Raw genomic sequence first — 15816 nt, forward strand, 5'->3', positions numbered from 1 at the left:
CGGTGGTGCCAGCCGCTGGCCGGCACCACCGACTACCTCAATTCGCCAGCTCGCAGGTAGCCGGCTTGGCCGAGGTGAACAGGCCAGGCGTGGCCCACTCGGGGTGGTCGATGAACGGGTTGCGGTTGCCCTGGAAGCTGTAGATCACCTCGTTGCGGGCGCGTTCGGCCGCATCCGGCGGGTCCGACAGGTGCCAGTCGATCAGGGTCGAGAGCAGGCCCATGTACGCCGGCGAGGCGGAGGTCTTGACGATCCTGCTGCGGTCGTCGGTCAGCTCCAGGTCCGGTTCGGACTGGCCGGTGGCCGCATCCTTGCCGCCTTCATAACGGATGGCCATGTACATCACCGCACGCGCCATATCGCCCTTGCGACGGCCCCACACCTCGAACGTTCCGGTATTGCCGTCCGGGGTGCGCACCCAGTTGGAGTTGCCCGGATAGCCGCCGCTGCCACCGCCCTGGCCGTTGTTGGCCTCGGTGGCGCGCTCGCCGCAGTTGCTGTCGCACTTGGCGAACGGCTTGTTGCCGCGGTCCGCGTTCCACTGCGCATCGGTCAGGTACAGCATGTGGGTGTCGGTGTAGGGCGCGTACGGCAGGCCCTTGTCGCCGGTGGTGCTGGCAAAGCCCAGCGAGTTGGGCCAGGTGTGCTCGCGGTTGTAGGTGAGCCCGCTGCCGGTGCCCGCGCGGTCACTGACCTTGGCGTAGCTGCGGTTGCGGTAGGCGTCCAGGATGCGGCCGCTGTTGTTGGGGTCCTCGTCGGCGATCTCCAGGATGGTCCAGGTGCTGGTGCCCGAACCGCTGTAGGGGTAGGAAGTGTGGCCCTTGATGGTGGCGTGCAGCGAGCAGCGCAGCTGGCTGGGGCTGGAGGTGTTGACCCTGGAGTAGTAGCTGCCCGGATCCGGATCGGGGCCCGGGCCGGGATCGGTCCCGCCGCTGGCCACGGTGAAGGCGATGCGGGTGTCGGCGGCCGGGCGTGCGCCCTGGGCGTCCTTGATGCGGGCGGCGCGGATGTCGAACCGGCACGCTTCACCGGCCACCAGTGCGGTGTTGGTGGACAGGGTGAAGCGGGTACCGCTGCTGGCATGAGTGAGCGGGACCGTGCCGGACTGGCCGCAGCTCAGCGTGAACGCGCCGCTGGTGACGGTGACGGTCTCGCTGAAGGTCACCGCGAGGTCGGCGGCGGCCGGGAAGGTGGTGGCACCCTGTTCGGGGGTGGTGGTGCTGACCGAGGGCGGGGTGTTCGGTCCGGTGCTGCCGCCGCCGCTGAAGGTCTGGCCGTTGTTGCAGGTGCCGAAGGTCTGCGCGGCCGAGCCGGCCCAGGTGAAGTGGCTGTACTGGCTGCCGCTGCCGGTGAGCTGCAGGGAGGTGCCCGGGGCGGTGCTGTTGCTCTCGCTGACCGGGATGTTCTGGCTGGTCAGCCCGGCGGCGGGGCCCCCGGAGGCGGTGATGGTGCCTTCGTAGCTGATGAACTGGACCACCTTGCCGCTGGCGTCGACCAGCGCGATACCGTCGTTGGACCCGTTCTGCAGGCCATTGGTGGGGTAGGTGACGGTGGCGATGCTGGCCTTGCCGCAGCTGGCGGCGGTGCCGGCCGGGACCGGGTTGTTGGCATAGACCGTGGCTGCCGACGGCGTGCTGCCGTTGTACAGGTACAGGCGGTAGCTGCTGAGGTCCTCGCCCCCGGTGGCGACCACCTCGATGGCCTCGCCTACGTCCCCGGCGGGGGTGTTGTCGTCGTAGTGCAGTTCATTGATGAAGACTTCGGCCTGGGCGGAACTGGCAGCCAATGCCAGCAGGCACCCCAGCGACAGCGGTGTGAGCAACCTCATCTACGGCTCCTTGTGATTGGGATTTGCCGCGTGAATCTAGTCAATCCAGATGACACATCTATCGATATGTCGTGATCGGCACTCAACACTGGGACGTGCGTCAAGATTTTGGCGGATGAATGGCGGGGGCAGGCCGCGCCTCACAAATTCCCGTCAAGCCCCTTGAAAGGGCGCGGGGCAGCACCATCTCTGCCTTGTCCCGCACTGGCGGGTTTTTTCACGAGCGTTGCTGGCAGTCACCCTGGGTGAGTGCTAATATCGCCGGACTTTTTCAGCCCAATCAACAACTTAAGAGGCCCCACATGAGCATCAAGCCGCTTCACGACCGCGTCGTGGTCAAGCCGATCGAAGCCGATGAAGTTTCCGCCGGCGGTATCTTCATCCCCGACTCCGCCAAGGAAAAGTCGACCAAGGGTGAAGTCGTGGCCGTGGGCACCGGCAAGCCGCTGGACAACGGCAGCGTCCGCGCGCCGGCCCTGAAGGTGGGCGACAAGGTCATCTACGGCCAGTACGCCGGCAGCAGCTACAAGAGCGAAGGCGTGGAATACAAGGTCCTGCGCGAAGACGACATCCTCGCCATCGTCGGCTGAGTTTGGCGCTGCCGGGCCTGGCCCGGCGTTTCGTGTCCCCAACATTGATCAGCCGGGCATCGTCCGGCTCTACAGAAAAGGTAAACGCTAATGGCTGCCAAGGAAATTCGTTTCGGTGAAGACGCACGTTCGCGCATGGTGCGCGGCGTCAACATTCTCGCCAATGCCGTCAAGGCTACCCTGGGCCCGAAGGGCCGCAACGTCGTGCTCGAAAAGAGCTTCGGCGCCCCGACCATCACCAAGGACGGCGTGTCCGTCGCCAAGGAAATCGAACTGGCTGACAAGTTCGAGAACATGGGCGCGCAGATGGTGAAGGAAGTCGCGTCGCGTACCAACGACGACGCCGGCGACGGCACCACCACCGCCACCGTGCTGGCCCAGGCCCTGATCCGCGAAGGCGCCAAGGCCGTTGCTGCCGGCATGAACCCGATGGACCTCAAGCGTGGTATCGACAAGGCCGTCGTGGCCGCCGTTGCCGAGCTGAAGAACATCTCCCAGCCCACCGCTGACGACAAGGCCATTGCCCAGGTCGGCACGATCTCGGCCAACTCGGACGAGTCGATCGGCAACATCATCGCCGAAGCGATGAAGAAGGTTGGCAAGGAAGGCGTCATCACCGTTGAAGAAGGCTCGGGCCTGGAAAACGAGCTGGACGTCGTGGAGGGCATGCAGTTCGACCGCGGCTACCTCTCGCCGTACTTCGTCAACAACCAGCAGGCGCAGACCGCCGACCTGGATGACCCGTTCATCCTGCTGTACGACAAGAAGATCTCCAACGTCCGCGACCTGCTGCCCGTGCTGGAAGGCGTGGCCAAGGCCGGCAAGCCGCTGCTGATCGTCGCTGAAGAAGTCGAAGGCGAAGCGCTGGCCACCCTGGTGGTCAACACCATCCGTGGCATCGTGAAGGTCGTGGCGGTCAAGGCACCGGGCTTCGGCGATCGTCGCAAGGCGATGCTGCAGGACATGGCCGTGCTGACCAGCGGCACCGTGATTTCCGAAGAAGTCGGCCTGTCGCTGGAAAAGGCCACCCTGACCGACCTGGGTCGTGCGAAGAAGGTCCAGGTCTCGAAGGAAAACACCATCATCATCGACGGTGCCGGCGAGCAGGATGCCATCGCATCGCGCGTCACCCAGATCAAGGCGCAGATCGAAGAGACCTCGTCCGATTACGACCGTGAGAAGCTGCAGGAACGCGTGGCCAAGCTGGCCGGCGGTGTTGCCGTGATCAAGGTCGGCGCTTCGACCGAAATCGAAATGAAGGAAAAGAAGGACCGCGTCGACGACGCCCTGCACGCTACCCGTGCGGCCGTTGAAGAAGGCGTGGTTCCGGGCGGCGGCGTCGCGCTGGTGCGTGCCGTCAGCGCGCTGGGTGACCTGAAGGGCAACAACGAAGACCAGAACCATGGCATCCAGATCGCCCTGCGCGCGATGGAAGCTCCGCTGCGCGAAATCGTCGCCAATGCCGGCGAAGAGCCGTCCGTGATCGTCAACAAGGTCAAGGAAGGCACCGGCAGCTTCGGCTACAACGCCGCCACCGGCGAGTTCGGCGACATGCTGGCCTTCGGCATCCTGGACCCGACCAAGGTGACCCGTTCGGCACTGCAGAACGCGGCCTCGATCGCCGGCCTGATGATCACCACCGAAGCGATGGTGGCTGAAGCGCCGAAGAAGGATGACGGCGCCGGCGCAGCAGGCGGCGGCATGGGCGGTATGGGTGGCATGGGCGGCATGGACTTCTAAGTCCCCGCACCTGTCGCACTGCAAACGAAGAACCCCGCTGAAAGGCGGGGTTTTTTGTTGCGCAGTTGCGAATGAAACAGTTGGCAGTCCCAAACCCCTGTGTTATCAATACTCTCCAATGAACGCACGCCACGCCAATTCCTACTTTTGGTATTACTTTCCGAAGCCACCGGCGGAGGAAGGCATGCGTTCACCCTGAAGAAATCTTCAGACGCATTCCCGAAAGCCGCCAGCGCACCTGGCGGCTTTTTTATTGCCGCCGCGCTGGGGACCCCTACCTTCCAGGAGACACCCCCCATGCCCCCCCACACCGACGACCTTCGCATCCGAAACATCGAGCCGCTCACGCCGCCGGCGCAGCTGCTCTCCATGCTGCCCTGCGACGATGAAGCATCGGCCACGGTCAGCGCGTCCCGCGCGGCACTGCACGAGATCCTGCACGGTCGCGACGACCGCCTTGCCGTGGTGATCGGCCCTTGTTCGATCCACGATCCGGTCGCCGCGATCGAGTACGCGCAGCGCCTCAAGCCGCTGCGTGATGCCTACGCGGACGAGCTGGAAATCGTCATGCGCGTGTACTTCGAGAAGCCACGCACCACCGTGGGCTGGAAGGGCCTGATCAATGATCCGGACCTGGATGGCAGCTTCCAGATCAACAAGGGCCTGCGTGTTGCGCGCGGCCTGCTGCGCGACATCAACAAGCTTGGCCTGCCGGCCGGTGTGGAGTTCCTCGACGTCATCTCGCCGCAGTACATCGCCGACCTGGTGGCCTGGGGCGCGATCGGTGCACGTACCACCGAGAGCCAGGTGCACCGCGAACTGGCGTCGGGCCTGTCGTGCCCGGTGGGGTTCAAGAACGGCACGGACGGCAATATCAAGATCGCCGCCGATGCGGTGGGCGCCGCCTCCAACCCGCATCACTTCCTGTCGGTGACCAAGCAGGGCGACACCGCCATCGTCGCCACCGCTGGCAACCCGGATTGCCACGTGATCCTGCGGGGCGGCAAGGTGCCGAACTTCGACGCGGCCAGCGTGGATGCGGCCAGCCAGACGCTGGTCAAATCGCATCTGCCGGCGCGGTTGATGATCGATGCCAGCCATGCCAACAGCAGCAAGAACCCGGAGAACCAGCCCAAGGTCATCGCCGACATCAATGCGCAGCTCGCCGCGGGCGAAGACCGCATCGTGGGCGTGATGGTGGAAAGCCATCTGGTGGCTGGCCGGCAGGAGCTGGTGGACGGCCAACCGCTGGTCTACGGGCAGAGCATCACCGACGGCTGCATCGGCTGGGACAGTTCCCTGGCCGTGCTCGCATCGCTGGCCGAAGCGGTGCGTGCCCGCCGCGCGCATCGGCTGAGCGAAGCGGCCTGACCCGGGTCGCCGGTAGAGCGGGGCTCTGCCCCGCTTCACAACGCCGCGCCTACCGGATACGACCAACTTGGCCAATAAAATCAATTGGTTGAATCCGCAGTTCTCACGCAAACTGTGGACCTTCCTTGAGCGTTCGACGGGGTGTATGTACAATGTATGCACATGCAATTGTGCTGCGAGACCTTCCCATGAGCACGCCCAGCAAAGTCATCAATTTCCGCGCGCCCGCTGACAAGCAGGCGCTCATCGATCGTGCCGTTGAGATCAGTGGCGTGAACCGCACCGAGTTCATTCTCGATGCGGCCTGCGAGAGGGCGCGCGAAGTGCTCGCGGACCAGACCCAGTTCCTGCTCAGCACAGAGAATCTGCGGCGCTTCAACGCCGCCCTTGAAGCGCCCCTGGAAGACAACGCGGCCATTCGCCGCCTGTTGAACACCCCGGCACCCTGGGAGCGCTGAGCGTTGCGGCTCACAGCACCGGCCGCGCTCACTGCGGGGCATCGGCTTGAGCGCTTCATTTGCAGCGCGCCAGATCTCAGCAAATGGCTGATCGAGCGTGCATATCAGAATCAGGCATCCGGGGCGTCCAGATGCTTTGTCACCTGCGATGAGCAGGGCGGGGTGGTTGGGTACTACGCGTTGGCAGCCGGTTCGATGTCACATCAGACCGCGCCAGGACGGGTTCGGCGCAACATGCCGAATCCCATCCCGGTCATCGTACTCGGGCGGTTGGCGGTGCATAAGGACTGGGCGGGCCAGGGCGTTGGCCAAGGCCTGCTGAAGGATGCCGTGATGCGCGCCGTCCAGGCGAGCCGCCAGATCGGTGCGCGCGCGTTGCTGTGCCATGCCATCGACGACACGGCAAAGGCGTTCTATCTCAAACACGGCTTCATCGCATCGCCCATCGACGACCTGACGATAATGCTGTCGCTCAACCACTCCTGATCGACGCGGTGGGGCGCCACCTGCGCCCGGTCGCTACCGGTGCATTGAACGCTTCGTTCAATGCACCTCGTCGCGGTACACGAATTTCGGCATTTCCCACTTGAAGTGGATCGCCATCAGGCGGAACGCGAAGCCGCCGCCCAGGCACCACAGGGTGGCGGCATTGAGCGATACGCCCAGTTCCAGCAGGCCCAGCCAGGCCGCACCGGTGAGCAGGGTGATCACCGCGTACAGCTCCTTCTGGAAGATCAGCGGCACTTCGTTGCACAGCACGTCGCGCAGCACGCCACCGAATGCGCCGGTCAGCATGCCGGCGATCAGCACGATCGGCACCGAATGGCCACCATCGCGCGCCACCGCGCAGCCGATCAGGGTGAAGCAGATCAGTCCCAGTCCATCCAGCACCAGGAAGGTGCGGCGGAAGTGGTGCATCCAGCGTGCCACCCAGGTGGCGATCAACGCCGCGCAGATGGTGAAGCCCAGATACTCGGGGTGCTTTACCCAGCCCAGTGGGTAGTGGCCCAGCACGATATCGCGCAGCGAACCGCCGCCCAGTGCGGTGACGCAGGCGATGATCACCACGCCGAACAGGTCCATGCGCCGCCGCCCGGCGGACAGCGCCCCGGTCATGGCTTCGGCGGAAATGGCGATGAGGTAGATCAGGGACAGCAGCATGGGCGGCTCCGGGCAGGGCACAGGCGGGGACGGAAACACGCACGGGCCACGCCAGCGCCGCAGCACTGTCGCAGGGTGGGATTCCGTTGCCGCTCCCGCTGTCCTTTTGCCTGAGAGTTCAGTGGCCAGGCCACGTGCCCCTTCGGCGGGTCATTGAAGACCTCTCTCCAGATCGGCGTGTTGGATGCATGGTTGGTGGCGTATCGAGCCACCGGCCTGAGCGATTATGGGAGCCTGCGCCTTCGGCGGGCGCCAGCGCGGCGCCTCTCTCCTGCATCCGGGGCGGATTCTAGCAGCCAGCACGCCCGTGGCGGTGGATAATCCCGGTATGCCCGCTGAACCCGCCCCTTGGTACGTCTATCTGCTGGAATGCCGCAACGGCAGCTATTACGCCGGCATCAGCAACGACGTGGACGCCCGCTTCCAGGCCCACCTGGCCGGCAAGGGTGCCCGCTACACCCGCGCCAATCCGCCGCTGCGGGTGCTGGCCATGCGCGCCTACCCGGATCGCTCAGCTGCACTGAAGGCCGAATGCACGCTCAAGCGCCAGCCGCGCGCGCGCAAGCTGGCGTGGCTGCAGGCGCCTATGGAGCCTGCCGGGTGAACGTGCCCGGCAGGGCACTCACGGCGCCGGCGCATCACCCGCTGAGCGCGACGGCGTGGGAAGATTGCCCCATCCCCTGCGACCACCGGACTGCCATGTCACGCGATCCCGCGCTGTACCCCGATGACGAGAACGGCGATGTGCTGTGGAAGATGCTGCAGGACGGCGATGATCTCTCGGTGGCGCGGGAGGTGGATTTCGCGGTCATCTTCCCGGACGAGGACGCCGCCCTCCGTTTCTCGGTGCACCTGCTCCGGAACGAGCAGAAGGTTTCGTTCTCCGCCTACGAAGGCAATGACGACTTCCCTTGGCAGGTCCTGGCACATCCGTTGATGGTGCCGACCCACGGCAACATTTCGGGCTTCGAAGCGCTGCTGGAATCAGAGGCGGCCAGGTTCGAAGGGCGCATCGACGGTTGGGGCTGCATGGTGCAGGACTGAGCCCGGACAGCGTGCCATGACCCTAGAAGGCAGCGACAAAGCCCAGGCCATGCTGGGCAAGACCGTGCTGGCGGGCATCACCTACCTCGATGCTGACGGCAACGCGCTGGAGCATCGCCAGTTCGTCGGCGAGGTGCTGCGCATCAACGACGACGAAGGCGTCGTGCTGGCCAGCGCGGTCGACGGGGAGGAGCTGTTCCTGCCGCCCACGCTGGACCACTACACGCCGGCCGCACCCGGTGACTACACCCTGCGTTCGATGGAACTGACCATCACCAACCCGGACTACCTGTGTACCTGGGACGTGCACCTGGCCCGCGGCAACGACCCATGACAGGTAGCGCGACGCCGTGCGTCGCTGCCTCCGTCAGCGCCCGGGTCGCCTATCCTCCCGGTCATCCCCGAAGATGATCCGCGCGCTGCGCTGGTAGCTCCAGTACGCCACGGCCCAGTTGAGCAGTACCACGAGGCGGTTGCGGAAGCCGATCAGGAAGAACACGTGCGCCGCCAGCCAGAACCACCAGGCCAGCACGCCTGACAACTGCAGCCGGCCCAGATGGACGATGGCGGCCATGCGCCCGATCGTGGCGAGATTCCCGAAGTCCTGGTACTTGAACGCCCCCGGTGCCGGTTTGCCGTCCAGCCGCGCGCGGACGATCCCCGCCACGTGCTTGCCCATCTGCTTGGCCGCCGGTGCCACGCCGGGCACCGGCTTGCCGTCGGCCTGGCTGAGTGCGGCCAGGTCGCCGGCGACGAAGATCTCGGGGTGCCCGTCGAGGGTCAGGTCCGGCTGCACCGGTACGCGGCCGGCACGGTCCAGCGGCACGTCCAGCGTGCGCGCCAGCGGTGAGGCGGCCACGCCGGCGGCCCACACCACGGTGCGCGCGGCCATGAACTGGTCGCCGAGCTGGAAACCCTCGCCGTTGATGTTGCTTACCGGCGTGCCGGTGAGTACTTCCACGCCCAGCTTCTCCAGTTGGCGGCGCGCCTTCAGCGAGAGCACGTCGGGGAAACTGGACAGCACCCGCGGGCCGGCCTCCACCAGCCGCACCTTGGCGCTGGCCGGGTCGATATGGCGGAATTCGTTGCGCAGCGTGTGACGGGCGATTTCGGCCAGCGTGCCGGCCAGTTCAACCCCGGTGGGACCGCCGCCGACCACGGCGAAGCTGAGCCAGGCGGCCTTGCGCACGGGATCGGGCTCGGCCTCGGCGCGCTCGAACGCGAGCAGCAGTTTGCGGCGCAGCGCGATGGCATCGTCTAGGGTTTTCAGGCCGGGCGCATCGGCGGCCCATTCGTCGTGGCCGAAATAGGCGTGGGTGGCGCCGGTACACAGCATCAGCGTGTCGTAGCCGAGCTGGCTGCCGTCTGCCAGGGTGATCTGGTGCGTGTGCTTGTCGATGGAGGTCACTTCGCCCAGGCGCACTTCGACATTGCGCTGGTTGCCGAGGATGTGCCGCAGGGGGGCGGCGATGTCGGGCGCGGACAGCCCCGCCGTAGCGACCTGGTACAGCAGCGGTTGGAACAGATGGTGGTTGCGACGGTCCACCAGGGTGATGCGGACGCGCGCGCTGGCCAGTGCGCGGGTGGCCCAGAGGCCGGCAAAACCACCACCGATGATGACCAGGTGGGGCAGGGAATCGCGGGTCATGCAATGACTCCTTGGCGGGGGTCGGCCTTCCGACCCCATGGGAACATGGTCGACGCGACCTATCGTCGCACGTGAAGCACGATGTTCACGCGGATGACAGATACTGGGTTCAGCAGCCGTCGCGCTTGCCCGGCGGCGTCCCGTTACCGCTCTGGAGGCTGACATGACCGAACCGGAAAAGCGCATCGCGTTGCTGATCGATGCCGACAACGCGCCGTCGTCGAAGATCGACGTGGTGCTGGCCGAAGTGGCGCGCTACGGCGTGGCCAACGTGCGCCGCGCCTATGGCAACTGGAAGAGTCCGCGCCTGAAGGGCTGGGAATCGGTGCTGCACGCATACGCGATCCGACCGATCCAGCAGTTCGCCTACAGCCGCGGCAAGAACGCGTCTGACATGGCGATGGTCATCGACGCGATGGACATGTTGTACGCGCGCAACCTGGACGGCTTTGCGATCGTCTCCAGCGATGCCGACTTCACCCCGCTGGTGATGCGCCTGCTGACCGACGGGGTGAAGGTATACGGGTTCGGTGAGAAGAAGACGCCCGAGCCGTTCGTCAACGCCTGCTCGAAGTTCACCTATCTGGAAGCGCTGGGCCAGGGGCACGCCACCGATCCGGAGGTGGAGCAGGACAGCGAGGAGACCCGCCCGCGCAAGAGCGGCCCGGAACTGCGCAACGACACCCGCCTGGTGCAGATGCTGCGCCGTGCGGTGACCTCGGCCGAAGGCGAAGATGGCTGGTCGCACCTGGGCCCGGTGGGCAGCCAGATCGGCAACCAGGCCTCGTTCGACTCGCGCAACTACGGCTACAGCAAACTCAGCGAACTGCTGGCCGCCACGGGACTGTTCGAAATGAAGAAGGACGGCAAGTCCACCTACGTGCGCGCACTCCCCAAGAAGGCGCGGTAGTGCCGACCGTAGTGCCGACTGTTAGTCGGCAAACAAAACAAAAATAAAAAAACCCACCACACAGGCGTATCGTAATCGCCGCTCTCCGAACACAGGAAACACCACCATGCTGAAGATCTGGGGCCGGCACAATTCCAGCAACGTGCGCAAAGTACTGTGGTGCGCCGAGGAGATCGGCCTGCCGTACGCGTCCATCGAAGTGGGCGGCGCGTTCGGCGGCACCCAGTCGCCGGAGTACCGCGCCATGAACCCCAACGGGCTGGTGCCGGTGATCGAAGACCACGGCCTGCCGCTGTGGGAGTCCAACACCATCGTGCGCTACCTGGCCGCGCGCTATGCGCTGGGCACGCTGTACCCGGAGGACGTGGTGGCACGCGCGCAGTCGGAGAAGTGGATGGACTGGACCACCTCGACCTTCGCCGGTACGTTCCGCGACCTGTTCTGGGGCACGCTGCGCACGGCACCGTCCGACCGTGACGAGGGCCGCATCGCTGCGGCGCTGGTGCGGTCGGGCGAATTGCTGGCGTTGGCGAACGACGCGCTCGCGCAGCAGCCATGGCTGTCCGGCGATGACTTCGCGATGGGCGATATTCCGCTCGGCGCATTCGCCTACGCGTGGTTCGAAATGCCGATCCAGCGGCCGGACCTGCCGCACCTGGCGGCGTGGTACGAACGGCTGAAGCAGCGCCCTGCATACCAGCGTGGTGTCATGACCGCGTTGACCTGATCCGCGTGCATCACGTGTATGGACCAACGGTCCCTACCTGCCGGGGCGGTATCCATGCGAGGCAGGTGCGGACCGTGGGTCCGCACGCCGTCAATAAAGATCCGTCGGATCCACATCCAGCGACCAGCGCACCTTGCGCGCCTGCGGCAACGCGTGGATCTGCGGTGTGACCAGGTCCAGTACCGCGTGCAGCGGCCGTCGCGACGGGGCCGACAGCAGCAGCTGGGTGCGCTGGTAGCCGGCACGGCGCGGCATCGGGGCCGGCATCGGGCCATAGCGTTCCACCGCGATGTCATCGACGATCAGCTCACGCACCGCGGTCAGCATGGCGTTGGCATGCTCCACCTGCTGCGCCTCGGCACGCAGCAGCGCCAGGTGCGCGAACGGCGGGAAGCCGGCGGCCTCGCGCTGCTGCAGTTCGGCGTCGGCGAAGGCGTGGTAGCCGCCGTTGACCAGGGTGTCCAGCAACGGGTGACCGGGATGGTGGGTCTGCAGCCAGACCTCGCCGGCATCCGTGGCGCGGCCGGCGCGGCCGGCCACCTGGATCAACTGCTGGGCGAGCTTCTCGCTGGCACGGAAATCCGCCGAGAACAGGCCCTCGTCGATGCCCACCACCACCACCAGGGTCAGCTTGGGCAGGTCGTGGCCCTTGGCCAGGATCTGCGTGCCGACCAGGATGCCGGCGCGATCGCCAAGCGTGGCCAACTGGGTTTCCAGCGCGTCGCGGCGTTGGGTGGTGCCCCGGTCGATGCGGATCACCGGGTAGTCGGCGAAGGCCTCCACCAGGCGCTCTTCCAGCCGTTCGGTACCGATGCCCTGTGGCTGCAGCGCCAGGCTGGCGCAGTCCGGGCAGGCCATGGGCGCCGGCTGGCGTGCGCCGCAGTGGTGGCACTGCAGGCGCCGCCCGCCGGCGTGCACGGTCATCGGCGCGTCGCAGCGCCTGCACGGCGCGGTCCAGCCGCAGTCGTGGCACAACAGCACCGGTGCGTAGCCCCGGCGGTTCTTGAACACCAGGACCTGGTGGCCTGCCTGCAGATGCTGGGCGATGCCGTCCATCACCTCGGGCGACAACCCGTCCTTCAACGGGCGCTTGCGCACATCCAGCACCCGCACCTGCGGCGGCCGCGCCTCGCCCGCGCGCTGCTTCAGGCGCAGGTGCGTGTAGCGGCCGGCGCGCGCATTGTGCAGCGATTCCAGCGACGGCGTGGCGCTGCCCAGCACCACCGGCACGTCCAGTGCCTTGGCGCGCACCAGCGCGAAGTCACGTGCGTGGTAGCGGATGCCGTCCTGCTGCTTGTAACTGCCGTCGTGCTCTTCGTCGATGACGATCAGCCCGGCGTTGGGCAAGGGGGTGAACACCGCCGAGCGGGTGCCGACGATCACCTGTGCCTCGCCCCGCGCGGCGGCCGCCCATACCCGCGCGCGCTCGTTGTCGTTGAGGCCCGAATGCAGCACATGCACCGGAATGCCGAGACGGGTGCGGAAGCGCGCCAGCGTCTGCGGCGTCAGGCCGATCTCGGGCACCAGCACCAGCGCCTGCCGCCCGCGTGCCAGGCAGGCCACGATGGCCTGCAGGTACACCTCGGTCTTGCCGCTGCCGGTGACGCCGTCGAGCAGGAACGCACCGAAGCCGGGGCTGGCCGTGATCGCGGCAATGGCAGCCGATTGTTCGGGGTTGGGCGTGGGACCGGGACGGATGCCGGGCACCGCGGCGCTGTGCGCCAGCGCGATGCGCTCGACCAGCCCGCGTTTGGCCAGGGCGCGGGCGGCGCTGCGCCAGTCCTCCATGACCTCGTCCAGGGCGTCCTCGTCCAGCCCGCCGTCCACCAGCAGCCCGGCAACGCGCTGCGGCCGCGTGCCTGCCCGAAGGCGCGCGCGCTGCTCGTGCCCGGCGGCGGTCAGCTGCCACCCCCAGCGGTGGGTGTCGGCCACCGGTTCGCCGCGGCGCAGCGGACCGGGCAGGGCGGTGCTGACCACCTCACCCAGCGGCGCGTGTGTGTAGCGCGCCAGCCACTGCAGCGAACGCCACAGTTCGCCGGCCAGCAGCGGTGCGTCGTCCAGCCAGGCCAGCGCGGCGCGCAGGGCGTTGCCGTCGGCTGCCGTGCCGATACCGGCGACTACCCCGACCAGCTCGCGCGACCCGAACGGCACCCGCACTCGGCGGCCCACCATGCCGGCATGCGGCGGTTCGCCCGGGGGCGGCGCATAGTCGAACCACTGCGGCAGCGGGAGGGGCAGGGCGACCTGCAGGCTGGCGGCATCCGGAAATGGGGCCGGAGCGGTTTCCAGGGTCAGCGGGGGGGCTGGATCGGGGGGCAGCATCGGTCCAGTGTAGCGGTCGGGCACCCGCCTGTTCAGCGCATGGAATCTATCGCCGGGCCGGCAGACGGAACCTAAATAGCGGCTAAATATCTGTGTGGAAGGGAGATTCAGTCTTATCCACATCTTCTGTGGATAAGTCTGTGTGCCAGTGTCGAACTCCGAGCTGTTTGTCAGGGCATTCCGTACTGGAGGCTGGGTTGGTCAAAAAATAGCCACACAATAAAAATGATTTAAATCAACTAGATGGCTGTGAAACAAAGCTGACACATGCATGACCCCTGCTTCACACCCGGTTTTCTGCCGTTTTTGTTGGTGCTGTGCACAACCTGCGCGGCGGCCATACGGTTGACGGGTGGATCGTCTTCACGGACCACCCACATTGGCACGCCCGACTGATGGCGCAATCGCTATCATTTCTGCAAATGATGGAGTTGCTATGACGGCTGCGAACGCCCCTGTTTCCACTACCGCAGCCGGCGCGCTGTCCGCCTTCCTGCGCGGCGTTGAACGCCGTGCCCTGGTCGTGGCCGAGCTGCAATGCGGCGACCCCACCCTTGCCGAGCAGGCGCTGGTGGCGGTGATGCGTGCCTTTGCCGGGATCGCCAGCGATGTGCCGATGGCCCAGTGGCCGGACCGGTTCTGGATCCTGCTGGCCCACCGCAATCCGATCCGGGTGCCGGCGGCCGGCGGCGTGTGGTCCCCCGGCCTGGCGCACCTGCCCACGTTGTCGCCGCCGGCCCGGCTGGCCCTGTTGCTGCGCATCGGTGGTGGCTTGGACGAAGCGGCTGCCGCGCAGATCCTCGACATGCCGGTGGCCGAGTACCAGCAGGCGCTGGCCGAGGCCTGCCCGCGCGACGCCCATGGCCAGCCGGATGCCGCCGGCTGGCGCGCGCTGGCCGAACAGGTGCAGCAGCGCCTGCGCGACCTGCCTGCGGCGCGCCTGCAACGCCTGCACCAACCGGCCCCCGCGCCGGCCCCGGGCAAGGACGCCACCTCCTGGCGGGCGCCTGCGGCACCCGAGGCCGCGGCGCGGCGCAGCGCGGCCCGAGGCCGCAGTCGCCGCCCGCTGTGGCGCGGCCTGCTCATCCTGGTCGTCACCACGGGCGTGCTGCTGGGCGGCGCGGCGTGGTGGAAACACCAGCGTCAGGCACCGGATCCTGCGGCCAGCGTGCCCGACGGGGCGGTGTCCACCGACAATCCGGTCCAGGTCGAGGCGTTGTCGGATGACGATGTACCCGTGGCGGCGCCCGCCGACCCGGTCCATGCGGCCAGCGATGCGGCGATGCTGGCCGACCCCGAGCTGACCCTGGCCCGCGATGCCGATCTGTATGCCTGGTTCGCCGCCGGTGGCCCGGTGCCGGTCGACGAGTCGCAGCCGCAGCCCAGCCGCCCCGAACCAGCCACCGCCGGCCTGGAGACGGCTGCCGCCGATGAATAAGTCGATCCTGTTGCTCGCCCTGGGCCTGGCCGGCGCCGCGCAGGCCGCGCCACAGCCGCTGCCGCTGCCCGCGCCGGTGTCCGTCCCGACCCCGACCACCGCGCCGGCGATTCCTGCCACTGCCGCCGCGCTCGACCCGGCGCAGCTGCGCGAGCTGCGCAGCCGCTATGCGCAGTGGCAGGCGCTGCCCGAGTCCGAGCGCGCCCGCATCCGCGAGGCGGCCCGCCGTGTGGCCGCGCTGCCGGCCGCGCAGCAGCAGACCCTGCGCGCCACCTTCAACGAACAGGACCAGCGCTTCCGCGACGGCTGGCTGCTGGGGCCGCAGCTTGGCCAGCTGTTCCCCAAGCTGCAGGGCCTGTTCGGCTTCCTGCCCGCCGAGCAGCGTGAGCCGGCCCTGGCGGTGCTGCGCCAACTCAACGTGGACCAGCTGGCCCAGCTCACGCTGGTGGCCCAGCGCACCCCACCGCAGGAACGCGACCAGGTGCGCAACCAGTTCCTGGCGTTGGCCCCCGCCGGGCGTGATGCGTGGTTGCGCGAGCACGTGGGGCACTGAGTACAGGCGCGACCACGCATTTACCC

At 67.1% G+C, this 15816-nt stretch carries 16 protein-coding genes and 2 riboswitches; of the genes, 12 read left to right on the forward strand and 4 right to left on the reverse strand.

What is annotated here, in order from left to right; genetic code table 11:
* Positions 1 to 37 precede the first annotated feature (37 nt).
* Positions 38 to 1828, reverse strand: coding sequence for an endonuclease (locus tag RT456_RS07155; RefSeq protein ID WP_313344433.1), 1791 nt, complete (start codon positions 1826 to 1828; stop codon positions 38 to 40).
* Positions 1829 to 2130: 302 nt separating this feature from the next.
* On the opposite strand from RT456_RS07155, the gene RT456_RS07160 reads away from it, so the two are divergent.
* From RT456_RS07160 to RT456_RS07180, 5 genes are all read left to right on the forward strand, one after another.
* Complete coding sequence (locus RT456_RS07160; RefSeq protein ID WP_313344436.1) at positions 2131 to 2418, forward strand: co-chaperone GroES; 288 nt, start codon at positions 2131 to 2133, stop codon at positions 2416 to 2418.
* A gap of 90 nt (positions 2419 to 2508) precedes the next feature.
* Positions 2509 to 4158, forward strand: coding sequence for a chaperonin GroEL (groL, locus tag RT456_RS07165; protein WP_313344439.1), 1650 nt, complete (start codon positions 2509 to 2511; stop codon positions 4156 to 4158).
* A 297-nt stretch (positions 4159 to 4455) separates the two neighbouring features.
* The gene (locus RT456_RS07170) at positions 4456 to 5529 is read left to right on the forward strand and encodes a 3-deoxy-7-phosphoheptulonate synthase (protein WP_313344442.1); all 1074 of its coding nucleotides are present in this window, start codon (positions 4456 to 4458) and stop codon (positions 5527 to 5529) included.
* A 188-nt stretch (positions 5530 to 5717) separates the two neighbouring features.
* Entirely contained in the window at positions 5718 to 5987 is a 270-nt protein-coding gene (locus RT456_RS07175; protein WP_313344445.1) for a DUF1778 domain-containing protein, read from the forward strand.
* A 3-nt stretch (positions 5988 to 5990) separates the two neighbouring features.
* Positions 5991 to 6473 (forward strand): GNAT family N-acetyltransferase, encoded by a 483-nt coding sequence (locus RT456_RS07180; RefSeq protein WP_313344448.1) that lies wholly within the window; start codon positions 5991 to 5993, stop codon positions 6471 to 6473.
* Positions 6474 to 6530: 57 nt separating this feature from the next.
* Here the strand turns inward: RT456_RS07180 and RT456_RS07185 are convergent, their stop codons facing one another.
* Positions 6531 to 7148 (reverse strand): trimeric intracellular cation channel family protein, encoded by a 618-nt coding sequence (locus tag RT456_RS07185; protein ID WP_313344451.1) that lies wholly within the window; start codon positions 7146 to 7148, stop codon positions 6531 to 6533.
* Positions 7149 to 7238: 90 nt separating this feature from the next.
* Positions 7239 to 7329, reverse strand: a riboswitch (glycine riboswitch).
* 20 nt (positions 7330 to 7349) lie between these two features.
* Positions 7350 to 7432: riboswitch (glycine riboswitch) on the reverse strand.
* 23 nt (positions 7433 to 7455) lie between these two features.
* On the opposite strand from RT456_RS07185, the gene RT456_RS07190 reads away from it, so the two are divergent.
* The 3 genes from RT456_RS07190 to RT456_RS07200 all read left to right on the forward strand — a co-directional run bounded on the left by RT456_RS07190 (position 7456) and on the right by RT456_RS07200 (position 8526).
* Positions 7456 to 7752, forward strand: a complete 297-nt coding sequence (locus RT456_RS07190) for a GIY-YIG nuclease family protein (RefSeq protein WP_313344453.1) — start codon at positions 7456 to 7458, stop codon at positions 7750 to 7752.
* A gap of 95 nt (positions 7753 to 7847) precedes the next feature.
* A complete protein-coding gene (locus RT456_RS07195) occupies positions 7848 to 8192 on the forward strand; it encodes a ribonuclease E inhibitor RraB (RefSeq protein ID WP_313344456.1) in 345 nt (114 codons plus the stop codon).
* A 16-nt stretch (positions 8193 to 8208) separates the two neighbouring features.
* Entirely contained in the window at positions 8209 to 8526 is a 318-nt protein-coding gene (locus RT456_RS07200) for a hypothetical protein (RefSeq protein ID WP_313344458.1), read from the forward strand.
* A gap of 33 nt (positions 8527 to 8559) precedes the next feature.
* Here the strand turns inward: RT456_RS07200 and RT456_RS07205 are convergent, their stop codons facing one another.
* On the reverse strand, positions 8560 to 9840 hold the full coding sequence (locus RT456_RS07205; protein ID WP_313344461.1) for an NAD(P)/FAD-dependent oxidoreductase: 1281 nt from the start codon (positions 9838 to 9840) through the stop codon (positions 8560 to 8562).
* Between the two features lie 163 nt (positions 9841 to 10003).
* On the opposite strand from RT456_RS07205, the gene RT456_RS07210 reads away from it, so the two are divergent.
* Together RT456_RS07210 and RT456_RS07215 are read left to right on the forward strand one after the other, a co-directional pair.
* Positions 10004 to 10750, forward strand: a complete 747-nt coding sequence (locus RT456_RS07210; RefSeq protein ID WP_313344464.1) for an NYN domain-containing protein — start codon at positions 10004 to 10006, stop codon at positions 10748 to 10750.
* 106 nt (positions 10751 to 10856) lie between these two features.
* Positions 10857 to 11477, forward strand: a complete 621-nt coding sequence (locus RT456_RS07215; RefSeq protein ID WP_313344468.1) for a glutathione S-transferase family protein — start codon at positions 10857 to 10859, stop codon at positions 11475 to 11477.
* Between the two features lie 90 nt (positions 11478 to 11567).
* Here RT456_RS07215 and RT456_RS07220 read toward each other — a convergent pair whose 3' ends face one another.
* The gene (locus RT456_RS07220) at positions 11568 to 13823 is read right to left on the reverse strand and encodes a primosomal protein N' (RefSeq protein ID WP_313344471.1); all 2256 of its coding nucleotides are present in this window, start codon (positions 13821 to 13823) and stop codon (positions 11568 to 11570) included.
* A gap of 412 nt (positions 13824 to 14235) precedes the next feature.
* Between RT456_RS07220 and RT456_RS07225 the strand changes: the two genes are divergently transcribed.
* Together RT456_RS07225 and RT456_RS07230 are read left to right on the forward strand one after the other, a co-directional pair.
* Complete coding sequence (locus RT456_RS07225; protein WP_313344474.1) at positions 14236 to 15237, forward strand: hypothetical protein; 1002 nt, start codon at positions 14236 to 14238, stop codon at positions 15235 to 15237.
* Positions 15230 to 15790 carry a DUF3106 domain-containing protein gene (locus RT456_RS07230; RefSeq protein ID WP_313344477.1) on the forward strand — a complete coding sequence of 187 codons (561 nt, stop codon included), beginning with the start codon at positions 15230 to 15232 and terminating at the stop codon, positions 15788 to 15790. Before RT456_RS07225 ends, RT456_RS07230 begins: the two co-directional genes overlap by 8 nt.
* Positions 15791 to 15816 lie beyond the last annotated feature (26 nt).

This window comes from Stenotrophomonas sp., from assembly GCF_032099025.1.
Taxonomy (GTDB): Bacteria; Pseudomonadota; Gammaproteobacteria; order Xanthomonadales; family Xanthomonadaceae; genus Stenotrophomonas.